13 protein-coding genes are annotated in these 16,814 nt (G+C 62.7%); all 13 read left to right on the top strand.

Translation table 11 applies throughout. From position 1 onward, the window contains the following. Positions 1 to 222: 222 nt before the first annotated feature. The 13 genes from alaS (at position 223) to gatB (ending at position 16,529) form a co-directional block, all read left to right on the top strand. Positions 223 to 2,850 (top strand): alanine--tRNA ligase, encoded by a 2,628-nt coding sequence (alaS, locus tag H7687_RS18815; RefSeq protein ID WP_183350272.1) that lies wholly within the window; start codon positions 223 to 225, stop codon positions 2,848 to 2,850. A 164-nt stretch (positions 2,851 to 3,014) separates the two neighbouring features. Then, positions 3,015 to 4,154: a hybrid sensor histidine kinase/response regulator gene (locus tag H7687_RS18810; RefSeq protein WP_183350270.1), complete on the top strand. Its 1,140-nt coding sequence runs from the start codon at positions 3,015 to 3,017 to the stop codon at positions 4,152 to 4,154. Positions 4,155 to 4,250: 96 nt separating this feature from the next. Continuing rightward, the gene (argB, locus tag H7687_RS18805) at positions 4,251 to 5,129 is read left to right on the top strand and encodes an acetylglutamate kinase (protein WP_183350268.1); all 879 of its coding nucleotides are present in this window, start codon (positions 4,251 to 4,253) and stop codon (positions 5,127 to 5,129) included. Positions 5,130 to 5,305: 176 nt separating this feature from the next. Further along, positions 5,306 to 6,499 (top strand): acetylornithine transaminase, encoded by a 1,194-nt coding sequence (locus H7687_RS18800; protein WP_183350266.1) that lies wholly within the window; start codon positions 5,306 to 5,308, stop codon positions 6,497 to 6,499. Between the two features lie 225 nt (positions 6,500 to 6,724). Then, complete coding sequence (argF, locus tag H7687_RS18795; RefSeq protein ID WP_183350264.1) at positions 6,725 to 7,636, top strand: ornithine carbamoyltransferase; 912 nt, start codon at positions 6,725 to 6,727, stop codon at positions 7,634 to 7,636. Between the two features lie 54 nt (positions 7,637 to 7,690). Continuing rightward, positions 7,691 to 8,911: an argininosuccinate synthase gene (locus H7687_RS18790; RefSeq protein ID WP_183350261.1), complete on the top strand. Its 1,221-nt coding sequence runs from the start codon at positions 7,691 to 7,693 to the stop codon at positions 8,909 to 8,911. A gap of 61 nt (positions 8,912 to 8,972) precedes the next feature. Then, on the top strand, positions 8,973 to 9,410 hold the full coding sequence (locus H7687_RS18785; RefSeq protein WP_183350402.1) for an NUDIX domain-containing protein: 438 nt from the start codon (positions 8,973 to 8,975) through the stop codon (positions 9,408 to 9,410). A 102-nt stretch (positions 9,411 to 9,512) separates the two neighbouring features. Continuing rightward, positions 9,513 to 10,652, top strand: a complete 1,140-nt coding sequence (locus tag H7687_RS18780; protein ID WP_183350259.1) for a hypothetical protein — start codon at positions 9,513 to 9,515, stop codon at positions 10,650 to 10,652. 271 nt (positions 10,653 to 10,923) lie between these two features. Further along, positions 10,924 to 12,300, top strand: coding sequence for an argininosuccinate lyase (argH, locus tag H7687_RS18775; RefSeq protein WP_183350258.1), 1,377 nt, complete (start codon positions 10,924 to 10,926; stop codon positions 12,298 to 12,300). Further along, positions 12,301 to 13,071 (top strand): fibronectin type III domain-containing protein, encoded by a 771-nt coding sequence (locus H7687_RS18770; RefSeq protein ID WP_183350256.1) that lies wholly within the window; start codon positions 12,301 to 12,303, stop codon positions 13,069 to 13,071. It abuts the gene before it with no gap. A gap of 89 nt (positions 13,072 to 13,160) precedes the next feature. After that, complete coding sequence (gatC, locus tag H7687_RS18765) at positions 13,161 to 13,448, top strand: Asp-tRNA(Asn)/Glu-tRNA(Gln) amidotransferase subunit GatC (RefSeq protein ID WP_183350254.1); 288 nt, start codon at positions 13,161 to 13,163, stop codon at positions 13,446 to 13,448. Between the two features lie 12 nt (positions 13,449 to 13,460). Beyond that, a complete protein-coding gene (gatA, locus tag H7687_RS18760; protein WP_183350252.1) occupies positions 13,461 to 14,918 on the top strand; it encodes an Asp-tRNA(Asn)/Glu-tRNA(Gln) amidotransferase subunit GatA in 1,458 nt (485 codons plus the stop codon). Between the two features lie 171 nt (positions 14,919 to 15,089). Beyond that, the gene (gene gatB / locus H7687_RS18755; protein WP_183350250.1) at positions 15,090 to 16,529 is read left to right on the top strand and encodes an Asp-tRNA(Asn)/Glu-tRNA(Gln) amidotransferase subunit GatB; all 1,440 of its coding nucleotides are present in this window, start codon (positions 15,090 to 15,092) and stop codon (positions 16,527 to 16,529) included. Positions 16,530 to 16,814: the final 285 nt, after the last annotated feature.

Below are 16,814 nucleotides of genomic sequence, written 5' to 3'. Positions count from 1 at the left end.
CTCCGGGAGAGGGTGGCCGAAGGCCGGGTGAGGGAGGTGCCATGGGCGATTCGATGCCCCGGGGCCGGCGTACCCTCTGTAAGAGGCGCCCTCACCCCAGCCCTCTCCCAGAGGGAGAGGGAGCACAGGAGCCCTCACCACGCCCCTCTGCCAAGGGAGAGGGAGATCCACAGCGCACAACCGTTACAAGGTTCAGATATTCCATTCTATTGAGGTTTTTTTATGACAGGCAAAGAGATCCGGGCGCAGTTCTTCAACTTCTTTCAGAAAAAGGGTCACACCCTGGTGGAGAGCTCGAACCTCATCCCGAAAAACGATCCCACCCTCTTGTTCACCAACGCAGGCATGAACCAGTTCAAGGACGTGTTCCTGGGCCTTGAGAAGCGCGACTACATCCGCGCCGTCACCTCGCAAAAATGCGTCCGCGCCGGCGGCAAGCACAACGACCTAGAGAACGTCGGCCGCACAGCGCGCCACCACACCTTCTTCGAGATGCTGGGCAACTTCTCCTTCGGCGACTACTTCAAGAAGGAAGCCATCGCCTACGCCTGGGAACTGCTCACCGTCGACCTCGGCCTCTCCAAGGACCGCCTCTACGTCACCGTGTACAACGACGACGACGAAGCCGCCGACATCTGGCATAACCAGGAAGGGGTGCCGCGCGAGCGCATCTACCGCTTCGGCGAGAAGGACAACTTCTGGTCCATGGGCGACACCGGCCCCTGCGGCCCCTGCTCCGAGATCTTCTGGGACAACGGCCCCGGCACCGGCTGCGGCTCCCCGGACTGCGCCGTCGGCTGCGACTGCGACCGCTACATGGAGATCTGGAACAACGTCTTCATGCAGTTCAACCGCGACAAGGACGGCACGCTGACCCCTCTCCCGAAGCCCTCCGTCGATACCGGCATGGGCCTGGAGCGCATCTCCGCCGTCATGCAGGGCGTCACCTCCAACTACGATACCGACCTGCTCCAGGGGATCATCCGCCACATCGAGACGATCTGCGGCAAGAAATACCGCGCCGACGAGAAGGACGACGTCTCCATGCGCGTCATCGCCGACCACTCCCGCGCCACCACCTTCCTGATCTGCGATGGCGTGCTCCCCTCCAACGAGGGTCGCGGCTACGTGCTGCGCCGCATCATGCGCCGCGCCGCCCGCCACGCCAAGATGCTGGGCGTATCCGAGCCGATGCTCTACAAGGTAGTCGACGCAGTCAACATGATGATGGGCGACGCCTACCCGGAACTGCTCGAGCGCGAGCACTACGTGAAGAAGGTGATCAAGGCGGAGGAAGAGCGCTTCATCGAGACCCTCGACCGCGGCCTCGCCATCCTGAACGAAGAGACGGCGGCGCTGAAAGCCAAGGGTGAGACCGTGCTCTCCGGCGAAGTGATCTTCAAGCTGTACGACACCTACGGTTTCCCGGTCGACCTCACCGCCGACATCGTCGAGGCGGAAGCGCTCACCCTGGACGAGGACGGCTTCGCCCTGTGCATGGAGAAGCAGCGCGTCAAGGCGCGGGAGAACTGGAAAGGCTCCGGCGAGCAGGGCCTTGCCGCCATCTACAAAGAACTGCACGGCTCCGGCATCACCAGCGACTTCGTGGGCTACGCCGAACAGACCGCCTACTCCACCGTGAGCGCCATCATCAAGGCCGGCGTCCTGGTGGAAGAGGCCAACGCCGGAGACGAGGTCGAAATCGTCACCGCCAAGACCCCCTTCTACGGCGAGTCCGGCGGCCAGGCCGGCGACACCGGCACCATCTCCACCGGCGCCGCGCACGTCGAGGTGGAAAGCACCAGCCGCCCCTTCACCGACCTCATCGTGCACCGCGGCAAGGTTGTCTCCGGTAACATCCGTAACGGCGAGGCCGTCGACCTGAAGGTCGCTTCGGCGAACCGCTCCGCGACCGCGAGAAACCACACCGCGACCCACCTGTTGCAGGCGGCGCTGCGCGAAGTCTTGGGCGACCACGTCAAGCAGGCCGGCTCCCTGGTCACCCCGGACCGTCTGCGCTTCGACTTCACCCACTTCAGCCCGATGACCGCCGAGGAGATCCGCAGGGTCGAGGTGCTGGTCAACGGCCACATCATGGGCAACGATACGGTCGACGCCCGCGAAATGCCGGCTGCCGAGGCGCTTGCCGCCGGTGCCACCGCCCTCTTCGGCGAGAAGTACGGCGACGTGGTGCGCGTGGTACGCGTGGGCGACGTTTCCTCCGAACTGTGCGGCGGCACCCACGTGCACGGCGCCGGGGAAATCGGCTTCTTCAAGATCATCTCCGAGGCGGGCATCGCCGCCGGCGTAAGGCGGATCGAGGCCCAGACCGGGCACGGCGCGCTGGCCGTGGTGCACCAGATGGAAGACGAGCAGAGAAGCATCGCCACCCTCTTGAAGGCAGAAGGGGTGAGCACCCTGGACCGCGTGGAGAAACTCCTGGCCGGCCAGCGCGAGCTGCAGAAGGAACTCGACGCGCTGCAGGCGAAGCTCAACGCAACCAAGTCCGCCGATCTGATCCAGCAGGTGCGCGAGCAAAACGGCGTCAAGGTGCTGGCCGTCAAGGTGGACGGCGACGCCAAGGGGCTGCGCGAGCTTTCCGACACGCTCAAGGAGCGCATCGGTTCCGGCATCATCGTGCTGGGCGCGGGCGACGCCGCCAAGGCGAACCTGCTGGTTGCCGTCACCAGCGACCTCACCTCGCGCTGGAAGGCAGGCGACATCATCAAGGCCATCGCGCCCATCGTGGGCGGCAACGGCGGCGGCAAGCCGGAACTGGCCCAGGCCGGCGGCACCAAGCCGGAGAACCTCGCCGAGGCACTGGAGGCGGTGTACCGCATCGTAGGGTAGAGAGATGGAAGGGGACTGGCTCCGATAGGTGCCTGTCCCCCTCAGCACTCTCCCCAAGAGCACAAAGGGGACTGGCACCTTGCGGAGCCAGTCCCCCGCTTCGGGGGAAGCAGTTAACTCGTACTTGCAACAGGCAGATATTTCAGCACCACCGGGACATGCCTATGCTCGAACTGACCGCCAATCACACCCAGGAACTCCTGCAGGACCGGGACAAGAAAACCATCCTCATCGTCGACGATGAAGGGGTGATCCGCGACCTGTGCCGGCGGGTGCTCAACGACTACCACATCGTCGAGGCGGGGGACGGGCAGGAGGCCTACGAGATCTTCCTGCGCGGCGGCATCGACGTCATCCTCACCGACGTGATGATGCCCCGCATGGACGGCATCGAGCTCCTGAAAAAACTCAAAGAACGCGAGCCGACCATGGTGGTCATCATCATGACCGGCTTCGCCGACAAGGACCTGATCCTCAAGGCCCTGAAGGCTGACGCGGACGACTTCATCACCAAGCCGCTCAACCTGCTGCAGTTGAAGAGCGCCATCAGCAAGGCGCTGGTGAAAAAAGCCCTCAAGGAAGAGATCGCCAACCTCAGGAACCTGGACCGGTTCAAGACCGTGTTCCTGTCGCTCATCTCCCACAAGTTCCGCACCCCCATCACCTCCATCTCGCTGTTCCTGCAAAACCTTGCCGCCGGCGTCATCGATCCGGCCGACGAGGGGGCCAAGGAGCACATCAACCTGATCTACAACGAGGCGTGCTACCTGGGCAACCTGGTCACCGACCTGCTCACCTTCTCCTCGGTCATGGACAGCGGCGCCGGACTGCACCTGGAGCCCTGCACCCTCAACCTGCTGCTGCCCAAACTGCTGCAGGAAGCGCAGGATGTCGCCGCCCGCCCCGGCGTCACCACACACGTCACCCTGGACACTGTCCCGGAACTGATGTTGGACCGCGACAAGGTGAGCTTCGCCGTGCGCCAGGTGATCGACAACGCCATCAAGTTCTCCAAGGAGACCGGCGTGGTCTGCGTCACGCTGAGAAACCTCGAGAACCAGTGCGAGATCACGGTCCAGGATGACGGCATCGGCATCTCACCGGAGCAGCTCCCCAAGCTGTTCGAGAAGTTCTACCAGGTCGATGCCGACCACACCGGGCAGGTGCGCGGTTTCGGGCTCGGGCTGTTCTACGTGCGCGAGTTCATCCGGATGCACGGCGGCACCGTCAGCATCGACAGCGAAGAAAATGTCGGCACCCGCGTCGTCATCACCCTCCCCAACAAAGCCAGCCAAAGCCCCTGATAACTCTGGGCTTCGCCCCTCTTTGAAGTTGATTATTTCCCCCTATCTGCTATATTACGTCTTTCTATGCCCTAATTAACGCTATAAGAGGCACTTATGCAGCATCTCATAGAAAAAGCCAGCACTCTCATGGAGGCCCTTCCCTATATCAGACGGTTCTCGGGGAAGACCATCGTCATCAAGTACGGCGGGCACGCCATGGCAGAAGAGAAACTGAGAAAGTCTTTTGCCCTTGACATCATCCTGCTCAAATACATCGGCATCAACACCGTGGTAGTGCACGGCGGCGGTCCCCAGATCAACGAGACACTGAAGCGCTACGGCATAGTGTCCGAGTTCGTGAAAGGGATGCGCGTCACCGATGCGGAGACCATGGGCGTGGTCGAGATGGTACTGACCGGCCAGGTGAACCGCGAGGTGGTCGGCTACATCAACCAGCACGGCGGCCGCGCCGCCGGTCTTTCCGGCAAGGACGGGAGTCTCTTGCTGTGCGAAAAGCTGCTCCAGGAAATCCGACGAGAGGACGGCGGGGTCGAGATGGTCGACATCGGCTTCGTGGGCGACGTCGTCGAAGTGAACCCCGCCATTTTGCAGGCATTGGAGAAGGGTGGTTTTATCCCGGTGATCGCGCCGGTAGGCGTGGGACGTGACGGGCAGAGCTACAACATCAACGCGGACGTGGTGGCCGGCAAGGTCGCCGCGGCGCTGGGCGCGGAGAAGCTGATCCTGCTTACCGACGTTTCCGGCGTCAAGGACAAGGAAGGGGAGCTGCTGTCCAGCATCCCGCTCGCCGACGTCCCCGCTTTGATCGACAACGGCACCGTCACCGGCGGCATGATCCCGAAAGTGACCTGCTGCACCGACGCGCTCGCCGCCGGCGTCAAGAAGGCCCACATCGTGGACGGCCGCATCGAGCACGCCATCCTTCTGGAGATCTTCACCAACGTGGGGATTGGGACGGAGATACAGGCCTAACGGCCTTAACGGCCTTAACGGCTTTAACGGCCGTTCAACATTCAACGTTCAAGGTTCGACACGGGTCTTACCTATGGCCACCCGGGCCGGTACGGCGCCGTCACAGTGAAAGTGCCGGGAAGGAAGTCCTCCCTCGAACGTTGAACATTGAACGTTGAACCGGTTTTGGAGGTTTTATGAATTCATCTGCCTGGATAGAAAAGGCTGACAAATACATCATGAAGACGTACGGGCGGTACCCGCTGGTGCCGGTGAAGGGCGAAGGGTGCTACCTCTGGGACGCGGACGGCAAACGCTACCTCGACTTCCTGGCCGGAGTCGCGGTCAACAACCTGGGACACTGCCACCCGAAAGTCACCGCGGCACTCGCCAAGCAGGCGGCGGAACTGATCCACTGCTCGAACTACTACCACATCCCGAGCCAGATCGAACTGGCCGAGCTTCTGTGCAACCTCTCCTTCGCCAACAAGGCCTTCTTCTGCAACTCGGGCGCGGAGGCGAACGAGGCCGCCATCAAGCTGGCCAGGAAGTACAGCCGCGAGAAATACGGGCTCGACCGCTACGAGATCATCACTGCCATCTCCTCGTTCCACGGCCGCACCATGGCCACCGTTTCGGCGACCGGCCAGGAGAAGGTGCAGAAGTTCTTCGATCCGCTCCTGCACGGCTTCCGCCACATCCCCTTCAACGACGCCCAGGCGCTCAGGGATGCCATCGGCCCCGGCACCTGCGCGGTGATGCTGGAGCCGATCCAGGGCGAGGGTGGCGTGGTGGTTCCCGACGCATCCTACTTCCAGGAAGTACGCAAGATCTGCGACGAGAACAACCTGATCCTGATCTTCGACGAGGTCCAGGTCGGCATGGGGCGCACCGGCAAGATGTTCGCCCACGAGCACTTCGGCATCACCCCCGACATCATGACCCTCGCCAAGGCACTGGCGGGCGGCGCGCCCATCGGCACCATGCTCGCCACCGACAAGCTGGCGGAATCCTTCACACCGGGCACCCACGGCTCCACCTTCGGCGGCAACCCCCTGGTGACCGCCGCAGCTGTGGCGACCGTGCGCGCCATCCAGGAAGAAGGGATCCTGAACCACACCGAGGAGATCGGCGAATACCTGATGGGCGAGCTGGAGGCCTTGGGCAGGAAGTTCCCGAGCCTGATCACCGAGGTGCGCGGCATCGGCCTCATGATCGGCGTGGAACTCGCCATCCCCGGCGGCGACATCGTCAAGACCGCCCTCTCCCGCGGCCTCTTGTTGAACTGCGCCCAGGAGAAGGTGCTCCGCTTCGTCCCGCCGCTCATCGTCGGGAAGAAGGAAGTCGACGAGATGATCGCCGGGCTGACTGGGATCTTGCAGGAACTTTAGGCGTTAACCTTCCCTCCCCTGCCCTCCCCCTCCGGGGGAGGGAGTTCCTGTCTCCCCTCGCCCTTCGGGAGAGGGGCTGGGGGTGAGGGCGTTGCAGCGCAGGGAAAGCATAGATACGAGAAGCACCCTCACCCCGACCCTCTCCCGGGGGGAGAGGGAGTGTGGACATAAAGGCAGCAAAGCCGCATTGCCGGCTATCAACTTTCGAAGCGAGAACCAGCGAATATGAACAAAGACTTCCTGGCGCTGAGCCAGTTCAGCAAAGCCGAACTGGACGCCATGTTTGCCCTGTGCAAGGACCTCAAAGCAAAGACCAAGAACCGCGAGGAACACCACCTCCTCAAAGGTAAGACCCTGGCCATGATCTTCGAGAAATCCTCGACCCGCACCAGGATCTCCTTCGAGGTCGGCATGTACCAGTTGGGGGGGCACCCGCTCTTCATCTCCAGCAAGGACTCGCAGATGGGGCGCGGCGAGCCGATCAAGGACACCGCCCGCGTCATGGCGCGCTACTGCGACGGCGTCATGATCCGCACCTTCGCCCAGGAGACCGTCGAGGAGTTCGCCAAGTACGCCTCCATCCCGGTCATCAACGGCCTCACCGACTTGCATCACCCCTGCCAGATCATGGCCGACGTGTTCACCGTGATCGAGCACAAGGGTAGCTACGACGGGCTCAAGTTCGCCTGGATCGGCGACGGCAACAACATGGCCAACTCCTGGATCGAGGCCGCCGCCATCTTCGGCTTCGACCTGACCCTCGCCTGCCCGGAAGGGTACGACCCGAACCCGCAGGTACTCGCCTGGGCCAAGGCGAACGGCTCCGCCAAGATCGTTATCACCCGCGATCCGAAAGAAGCCGCCAAGGACGCCGACGTGCTCAATACCGACGTCTGGGCCAGCATGGGGCAGGAAGAGGAGCAGAAGATCCGCGAGAAGGCCTTCGCCGGCTACCAGCTGGACGAGCAGCTGCTCGCCCTGGCCAAGAAGGACGCCCTCGTGCTGCACTGCCTCCCCGCGCACCGCGGCGAGGAGATCAGCGACGGCGTCATCGAAGGTCCCAACTCGGTGGTCTGGGACGAAGCGGAAAACCGCCTGCACGTGCAGAAGGCCATCATGGCCACACTGATGAAATAATCCGACCGGCCGCCCTCAGGGACGGCCAGAGCGATCAACGACAAAGGAGAACCCATGGCAAAGAAAGAAGTGAAAAAGATCGTCCTCGCCTATTCGGGCGGGCTTGACACCTCCATCATCCTCAAGTGGCTCAAAAACGAGTACGGCTGCGAGGTGGTGACGTTCTCCGCAGACCTCGGCCAGGGCGACGAGCTGGAGCCGGTACGCGAGAAGGCATTCAAGACCGGCGCCGACAAGGTGTACATCGACGACCTGCGCGAAGAGTTCGTACGCGACTTCGTGTACCCGATGTTCCGCGCCAACGCGATCTACGAGGGTTCCTACCTGCTGGGCACCTCCATCGCTCGCCCGCTCATCGCCAAGCGCCAGATGGAAATCGCCAAGATCGAGGGATGCGACGCCGTCTCCCACGGCGCCACCGGCAAGGGCAACGACCAGGTCCGCTTCGAGCTGGCCTACTACCACTTCAACCCGGCCATCACCGTCGTCGCCCCGTGGAGGGAGTGGAAACTGAACTCCCGCCAGGCGCTGATCAACTACGCCAAGCGCAACGACATCCCGATCCCGATCACCAAGAAGCGCCCCTGGTCTTCCGACCGCAACCTGCTGCACATCTCCTTCGAAGGGGGCATCCTGGAGGACACCTGGCTCGAGCCGCCCGAAAACATGTTCGTGCTGACCAAGGCTCCGGAGAAGGCGCCCAACAAGCCGCAGTACGTCGAGATCGAATTCGAGAAGGGTAACGCGGTCGCCGTTGACGGCGTGCGCATGACCCCGGCTCAGCTGCTGGCGCACCTGAACACCATCGGCGGCGAGCACGGCATCGGCCGCGTCGACCTGCTCGAGAACCGCTCGGTCGGCATGAAGTCCCGCGGCGTGTACGAGACCCCGGGCGGCACCATCCTGCGCGAGGCGCACATGGCGGTCGAGCAGATCACCATGGACCGCGAGGTCATGCACCTGCGTGACTCCCTGATCCCGCGCTACGCCGAGATGATCTACAACGGCTACTGGTTCTCCCCGGAGCGCGAGATGATGCAGTGCCTGATCGACGACTCCCAGAAGACCGTGAACGGCGTCGCCCGCCTCAAGCTCTACAAAGGGCACGTGCGCACCGTGGGTAGGAAGTCCGAGAGCGACTCCCTGTTCAACCTCGACTTCGCTACCTTCGAGAAGGACCAGGTCTACAACCAGGCGGACGCCGAGGGCTTCATCAAGCTGAACTCCCTGAGGCTCAGGATCCGTTCCCTGATGATGGCCAACAAGAACAAGTAGTTGAGCTGGCAGTAAAGGAGGGTCATAGGGGCACGAGGCTTTCGTGCCCCTATCCGCTTATATGGAGCAGAACGATTTCAAGGCCAGCCACATAGTGACGTCGGTGGTTGCCGTCATCATCGACACCGATGGCCGGGTGCTCCTCACCAAGAGGAATATTCCTCCCTTCCAGGGGGAGTGGGTGATGCCGGGGGGCAAGATCGACCTCGGCGAACCGATCGTGGCGGCGCTCAAGCGCGAGGTCTGGGAAGAGGTGGGCCTCGAGGTGGAAGTGGGGCAACTCATCGACGTGTTCGAGCACGTGACGCCGGGCGAGGACAACTACCACTTCATCATCATCTACTACCGCTGCACGCCGCTTTTCTGCGACGTGAACCACAACAAGGACGAGGTGGCCGAGGCCCGCTGGGTCGAGCCCGAGGAGTTGCCGAGCTACAAGATCCCCGCCGGCGCCCGCTTCATCCTGAGTAAGATCTTTGAAACAAAAAAGGCAGATTAAGATAAAGATTAAGACTAAGAAGTCTTGAAAGTAGTTACGGTTTTGTCGATTTCTTAATCTTAATCTTAGTCTTAATCTCGCTTCAGCCTCTCACAGGTCGCCATGGTCAAGATCGTCGAGAAACATGTCCAGCTCGATTTCCCTCTGGGTCATCACCTGCACTGCCTCATCGCGCAGATCCCGAACCGGCTGCAGCGGCGCGACCACCTGTTCCTGCTGGCGAACCCGGAGGAACAGTGGCACATGGTGCGCAGCGTCCTCGACCTGGTGGCCGACGGCGCGGGGAACCTGAAGCGGCTGCACTTCCTGCAGTTCCCGGAGACCTCGGTCCCGGTCTCACACTTCGACGACCTGCTCGACGTGATCGCGGAGCGCTTCCGCCCCAACACGGTGACCATGTTCGGCATGGAGCAGATCCGGCTGGAGCAGTACCGGGCGCTCTTGAACCGCTTCCAGGACGACAACGCCGAGGCGCTGGAGTGTGTCGAGCGCGACATCGACTCGGGCGACATCCTCGGCATGCCGGTCAACTGGTGCTGCATCGCCATTAAGGAAACGAGCGGCCGCCTGCGGGTCTTCCTGGAGGCCAAGACGCACCCATTCCGCGGCGAGGAGTTCCTGGACAAGGACCACGACCTGTACCGCGGGCGCCATTTCTACCTGTTCCGCGGCGAGCCGGCCTGCTTCAATTTCATGACGATCATCTGCCTTGATTACCTCTACCGGGACCTCTACTCCTCCAACATCAAGCAGATCATCGATCACTCCAACCGGCTCTTCTTCACCATGAGGCAGTCGCTGGACGCCCTGTTCGTGATCCAATGCAACCCCAAGCCCGAGCACAGTGCCTACCGGGACGTGCTGACCGGCTTCTACGGGGAGCACCTGGAGGACACCCCGGGGGTGCGCGAAACGGTGACGGTGTTCGGCAACTGCTCCGACGAGAGCGAGATCGAGGGGGTGCGCTGCCAGGGGTGCTACGGGGTTTCCTTCGTGGCCATCAGCGCGCGCCACAAGATGTCCCCGGTCCAGGAGCGGGAGTTCGCCAGCGACGACTTCGCCGGCGCGCCGGTGTGCCGCTTGCGGTTCGGCACCGGGACCAGGCTCTTCTACTTCAACCTGCCGCTCTACCACGAGCTCGACCCCAGAAGTTCGCGGGTGCCGTTGAAGGTGCACACGGTGCTGCGCTGGACCGACGGCGGCTGGATCAAGGCGAGCGGGGGGGAGGAGCACGTGCTTTGATCTCGTTCCCAAGGTCCACCTTGGGAACGCAAAGCCTCTCGGAAGCTCCAGCTTCCCTCGGATGCAAAGCTGGAGCTTTGGGCCATATGGGGTTCCCAAGCTGGAGCTTGGGAACCAGGAAAACATTCAACGCGGAGGCGCAGAGACGCAAAGTAAAAACTTGTGACGGGTAAAACTGTCTGGCTTTTCCCTTTGCGGCTTCGCGCCTTGGCGCCTTTGCGTTACAGAAGTTGCAGTTCTACAAAAAATCAGCAGCAGGAGATCGAAAGACATGTCCAAAGACAAACTGTGGGGTGGCCGTTTCACCCAGCCCACCGACAAGTTCGTAGAAGAGTTCACCGCCTCCATCAACTTCGACAAGCGCCTGTACCACCAGGACATCCGCGGCTCCATCGCCCACGCCACCATGCTGGGCCGGCAGGGGATCATCCCGGTCCAGGACGTCGAGCAGATCGTGCACGGCCTCCGGGAAATCCTGGACAAGATCGAAGCGGGCGATTTCGACTTCTCGGTCTCCCTGGAAGACATCCACATGAACATCGAGGCGCGCCTCTCCGAGAAGATCGGCGACGCCGGCAAGAGGCTCCACACCGGCCGCTCCAGGAACGACCAGGTCGCGCTGGACATCCGCCTCTACCTCCGGGACGAACTGGTGGAGATCTCCGCCTACATCGACCTCTTGATCGACGCGCTCATCTACCAGGCGGAGCAGAACCTGGGCGTCATGATGCCCGGCTTCACCCATCTGCAGACCGCGCAGCCCATCCTCTTCTCGCACCACATGATGGCCTACCACGAGATGCTCAAGCGCGACAAGGGGCGCATGGAAGACTGCCTGAAGCGCACCAACGTGATGCCGCTGGGCGCCGGCGCGCTGGCCGGCACCACCTTCCCCATCGACCGCGAGTACGTGGCGGAACTGCTGGACTTCCCCGAGGTGACCAGGAACTCGCTCGACTCGGTCTCCGACCGCGACTTCGCCATCGAGTTCTGCGCGGCCTCCTCGATCCTGATGATGCACCTCTCCCGCTTCGCCGAGGAGCTGATCCTCTGGTCCACCAGCGAATTCAAGTTCGTCGACCTCTCCGACTCCTTCTGCACCGGCTCCTCCATCATGCCGCAGAAGAAGAACCCGGACGTACCGGAACTGGTGCGCGGCAAGACCGGCCGGGTCTACGGCAACCTGATGGCGCTGCTCACCCTGATGAAGTCGCTGCCGCTGGCCTACAACAAGGACATGCAGGAGGACAAGGAGCCGCTGTTCGACACCATCGACACCGTGAAAGGGTCGCTCAAGATCTTCGCCGACATGGTGCGCGAGATGAAGGTGAACGAGGCGCGCATGAAGACCGCCGCCGCCGCAGGGTTCTCCACCGCGACCGACGTGGCCGACTACCTGGTCAGGAAGGGTATCCCGTTCCGCGACGCCCACGAGATCGTCGGCAAGGCGGTGCGCTACTGCATCGAGAACGAGATGGACATCCCGGAACTCTCCCTGGCCGAGTGGCAGATCTTCTCGCCCCGCATCGAGGACGATATCTTCGGTTCCATCACCCTGGAGGCGTCGGTCAACGCACGCCGCGCGACCGGCGGCACCGCGCTGGAGCGGGTCAAGGCCGAGATCGCCCGCGCCAAGGAAGGGCGCTAGATGGCGGCCGCGCGTCGTTTCCTGCCGGCCCTGGTCCTGGCCGCCGCGCTCTCGCTTTCTTCCGGCTGCGGCAAGAAAGGCGCGCTGATCCCGCCCGAGGCGCTGGTCCCGGCGCCGATCGGCACGCTGGCCGTGGCGCAGAAGGGCGCCGAGTTCCAGGTGACCTGGACCGGACCGGGCAAGCAGGAAAAGGGTGGCAAACTGGAAGACCTGGCCGGCTTCCTGCTCTACCGGCGCAACGTGCTCCCTCCCGCACAGGACTGCGAGGAGTGCCCGAGCGCCTACAAGCAGCTGACACTGGTCGACCTCGACCTCCCCGAAACGGTGCGCCAGGTGGGGGGCCTCTGGATCTACGACGACTTCGACCTGAAAAAGGGGCAGACCTACCAGTACAAGGTGCGCTCCTTCACCAGGAGCGGCGCGCAGAGCAAGGACTCCAACAAGGTGCGGCGCACGGCGGTCACCCCCCCCCTCCCCCCGGTGCTGGAGGCGGCGGGCTCGCCCAACGAGGTGACGCTGAACTTCGTGGGACTCCCCCCGGAACAGGGAACGGCGGCCGGCTACAACGTGTACCGGAGCAAAAAAGGCGAGCCGATGCCGCTCACCCCGCTCAACAAGGCGCCTCTGACCGGCAACACCTACCAGGACCAGAACGTGATCCTGGGGATAACCTACAGCTACGCCGTGACCAGCGTCGCCACCGCCGAAGGGCAGACCGTGGAGAGCGCGCCCTCCAACGTCACGGAAGCCGGGCTGGTGCTGCCGGAGTAGGTCCCGTTGCCTTTTCAGCCCTTTCATGATAATAACGCGGAACATCTTTTCACATCACGACGCCCACCAGGGGCGCATTTGGAGCAGGTATGAAGATCACGAGAAGTGAGGTGGAGCACGTAGCCAGGCTCGCCCGCCTGGAGCTTTCCGACAGCGAGCTGGACACCTTCACCGGACAGATGGACGGCATCCTCGCCTACGTGGAGAAGCTGAACGCACTGGACACCGAGGGGATCGTACCGACCTCGCACGCGGTGCCCATGGAGAACGCCTTCCGCCCCGACCAGCCCGCCGAGTCCATCGGCGTGGAAGCAGCCCTCGCCAACGCGCCGCTGCGCGCGGAAAGCTTTTTCAGGGTGCCCAAGGTCATAGAATAGGAGTGTTTTGCAATGGAAATTATCGACCTTACCATACACGAGCTGCACGAGAAGCTTAAGGCGAAGGAGGTCTCCTCCGTCGAGGCGACCCGCGCCATGCTGGATCGCATCGAGGCGGTGGACGGCCAGGTGAACGCCTACATCACCGTCACCCCCGAGCAGGCGCTGGTCGAGGCGGAAGCGGCCGACAAGCGCATCGCCGCCGGCGACATCGCCCCCCTCACCGGCATCCCCGTCGGCCTCAAGGACATCTTCATCACCAAGGGGATCCGCACCACCTGCGGCTCCCGCATCCTGGAAAACTTCGTCCCCCCCTACGACGGCACCGCGGTCGCCAAGCTGAAGGAGCAGGGCGCCGTGATCGTGGGCAAGCTCAACCAGGACGAGTTCGCCATGGGGAGCTCCAACGAGTCCTCCTACTTCGGGCCGGTGAAGAACCCCTGGAACCTCGAGTGCACCCCGGGCGGCTCCTCCGGCGGTTCCGCCGCAGCCATCGCCGCGCGCACCGCGACCGCGACGCTGGGCACCGATACCGGCGGCTCCATCCGCCAGCCCGCTTCGCACTGCTCCTGCGTGGGGCTTAAGCCCACCTACGGCCGCGTCTCCCGCTACGGCGTGATCGCCTACGCCTCGTCGCTGGACCAGGTCGGCCCGCTCACCCGCGACGTCACCGATGCGGCGTTTCTCCTGGGAGCCGTGGCCGGGCATGACCCGAAGGACTCCACGTCGGTCAACACCCCGGTCCCCGACTACGTCGCCGGGCTTGCCTCGGGCGTCAAGGGGCTGAAGATCGGTCTCCCCAAGCAGTACTTCATCGAGGGTCTCGACCCGGACGTGAAGCGCGCCATGGACGAGGCGATCGCCCTGTATAAGAGCCTGGGCGCCGAGATGCGCGAGGTGAGCCTGCCGCACACCGAGTACGCCGTCGCCACCTACTACCTGATCGCCACCGCCGAGGCATCCTCCAACCTGGCGCGCTATGACGGCGTCCGCTTCGGGCACCGTGCCGAGGACGCCCGGGGCCTGAAGGAGATGTTCGCCAAGACCCGTGCCGAGGGCTTCGGCTCCGAGGTGAAGCGAAGGATCATGCTGGGCACCTACGCGTTGTCCTCCGGCTACTACGACGCCTACTACGTCAAGGCGCAGAAGGTCAGGACCCTGATCATGCAGGACTTCCTGAACGCCTTCAACGAGGTGGACGTGCTGCTCACCCCGATCGCGCCGACGCCTCCCTTCAAGATCGGGGAGAAGCTGGCCGACCCGCTGCAGATGTACCTGTCCGACATCTTCACCATTCCGGTGAACCTGGCGGGCACCTGCGGCATCAGCATCCCCGCCGGTTTCAGCGCCGCCGGTCTGCCCATCGGCCTGCAGCTGATCGGCAAGCCCTTCGGCGAAGCCACCATCCTCTCCACCGCCTACGCGTTCGAGAAGGAGACCCAGTGGCACCTGAAAAAGGCGCCGCTGTAAAAGTCAAAACCATTGGCCACGGAGAAAATCTGAGAACTTCGGAGAGAACCGTGAACCAAAAAGACTCAAAAGACTTTGGGTTAAACCAAAAGCTTGTTTTGGTTTTCTCAGATTTCCTCAGATTTTCTCCGTGGCTAACGGTTTACAGCCTTTCGGTTTTTTGGAGCTCATATGAAATATCAGGTTGTCATCGGGCTTGAGGTGCACACCCAGCTCACCACCAACACCAAGATCTTCTGCGGCTGCTCGACCCGCTTCGGCGCCGAGCCGAACTCGCAGACCTGCCCGGTCTGCCTCGGCTTCCCCGGCGCCCTCCCGGTCCTCAACAAGCAGGTGGTGGAAAACGCCATCCGCGCGGGCCTGGCCACCAACTGCTCCATCACGCAGCGAAACGTCTTCGCCCGCAAGAACTACTTCTACCCGGACCTCCCCAAGGGTTACCAGATCAGCCAGTTCGACCTCCCCATCTGCCAGCACGGCCACCTGGACATCGAAGTGGACGGCGAAACGAAGCGGATCGGCATCACCCGCATCCACATGGAGGAGGACGCCGGCAAGCTGGTGCACGCCGACATCCCCGGGGTGGACGACTCCTGCGTCGACCTGAACCGCGCCTGCACCCCGCTGCTGGAGATCGTCTCCGAGCCGGACATGCGCTCTCCCGACGAGGCCATCGCCTACCTGAAGAAGCTGCACCAGATCGTCATGTACCTGGGCATCTGCGACGGCAACCTCGAGGAAGGGAGCTTCCGCTGCGACGCCAATGTTTCGCTCATGCCGGTCGGCTCCACCGTCTTCGGCACCCGCGCGGAACTGAAGAACATCAACTCCTTCAAGTTCATCAAGCAGGCCATCGAGTACGAGATCGAGCGCCAGGCCGAGATCCTCGACGACGGCGGCAAGGTGATCCAGGAAACCCGCCTGTTCGACCCGAACACCGGCACCACCCGCTCCATGCGCGGCAAGGAAGAGGCGCACGACTACCGCTACTTCCCAGACCCGGACCTGGTCCCGGTGCTGATCCCGGACCAGTGGATCGAGGACGTGCGCGCCACCCTGCCGGAACTGCCGGAGGCGAAGCGGGCCCGCTACGTCGCAGAACTGGGGCTTCCCGAGTACGACGCCGAGGTGCTGGTGTCGAGCCGCGAGCTGGCGCAGTACTACGAGGAGACGGTCGCCCTGTTCCCGCAGGCGAAGACGGTGTCCAACTGGGTCATGGGTGAGGTCTCCCGCGCGCTCAACGAGGACAACAACCGCTCCATCACCGACTGCCCGGTGACGCCCGCCCTTTTGGCCGATCTCTTGAAGCTGATGGAGAAGGGGACCATCTCCGGCAAGATCGCCAAGACCGTGTTCGACGAGATGTACCAGACCGGCAAGGCGCCGGAGAAGATCGTCGAGGAGAAAGGGCTGGTGCAGGTTTCCGACACCGGCGCCATCGAGGCCATGGTCGACGAAGTACTAAAGAACAACCCGGCGCAGGTCGAACAGTACCGGGGCGGCAAGGAAACCGTCTTCGGCTTCTTCGTGGGCCAGGTCATGCGCGCCTCCAAAGGCAAGGCCAACCCCGCGGTGGTGAACGAGCTGCTGCTGAAGAAGTTGAAGGGATAAAAACAAAGTCAACTGCATCGCACGCGGATCGAACGGAAAAAACGGAAAAGGCAGAATCAATCGTTTTTGGTTTAACCCAAAATCGTTTTTGAAGTACCCGCCTTTATCCGCACATTTCCGTCAAATCCGTGTGCGACGGTGTTATCGAACGGAAAAAACGGAAAAGGCAGAATCAATCGTTTTTGGTTTAACCCAAAATCGTTTTTGAAGTACCCGCCTTTATCCGCACGTTTCCGTCAAATCCGTGTGCGATGGTGTTATCGAACGGAAAAAACGGAAAAGGCA

Source organism: Geomonas paludis (genome assembly GCF_014193585.1).
GTDB classification, from domain to species: domain Bacteria; phylum Desulfobacterota; class Desulfuromonadia; order Geobacterales; family Geobacteraceae; genus Geomonas; species Geomonas paludis.
This window is presented reverse-complemented; position numbering and strand designations above follow the sequence as displayed.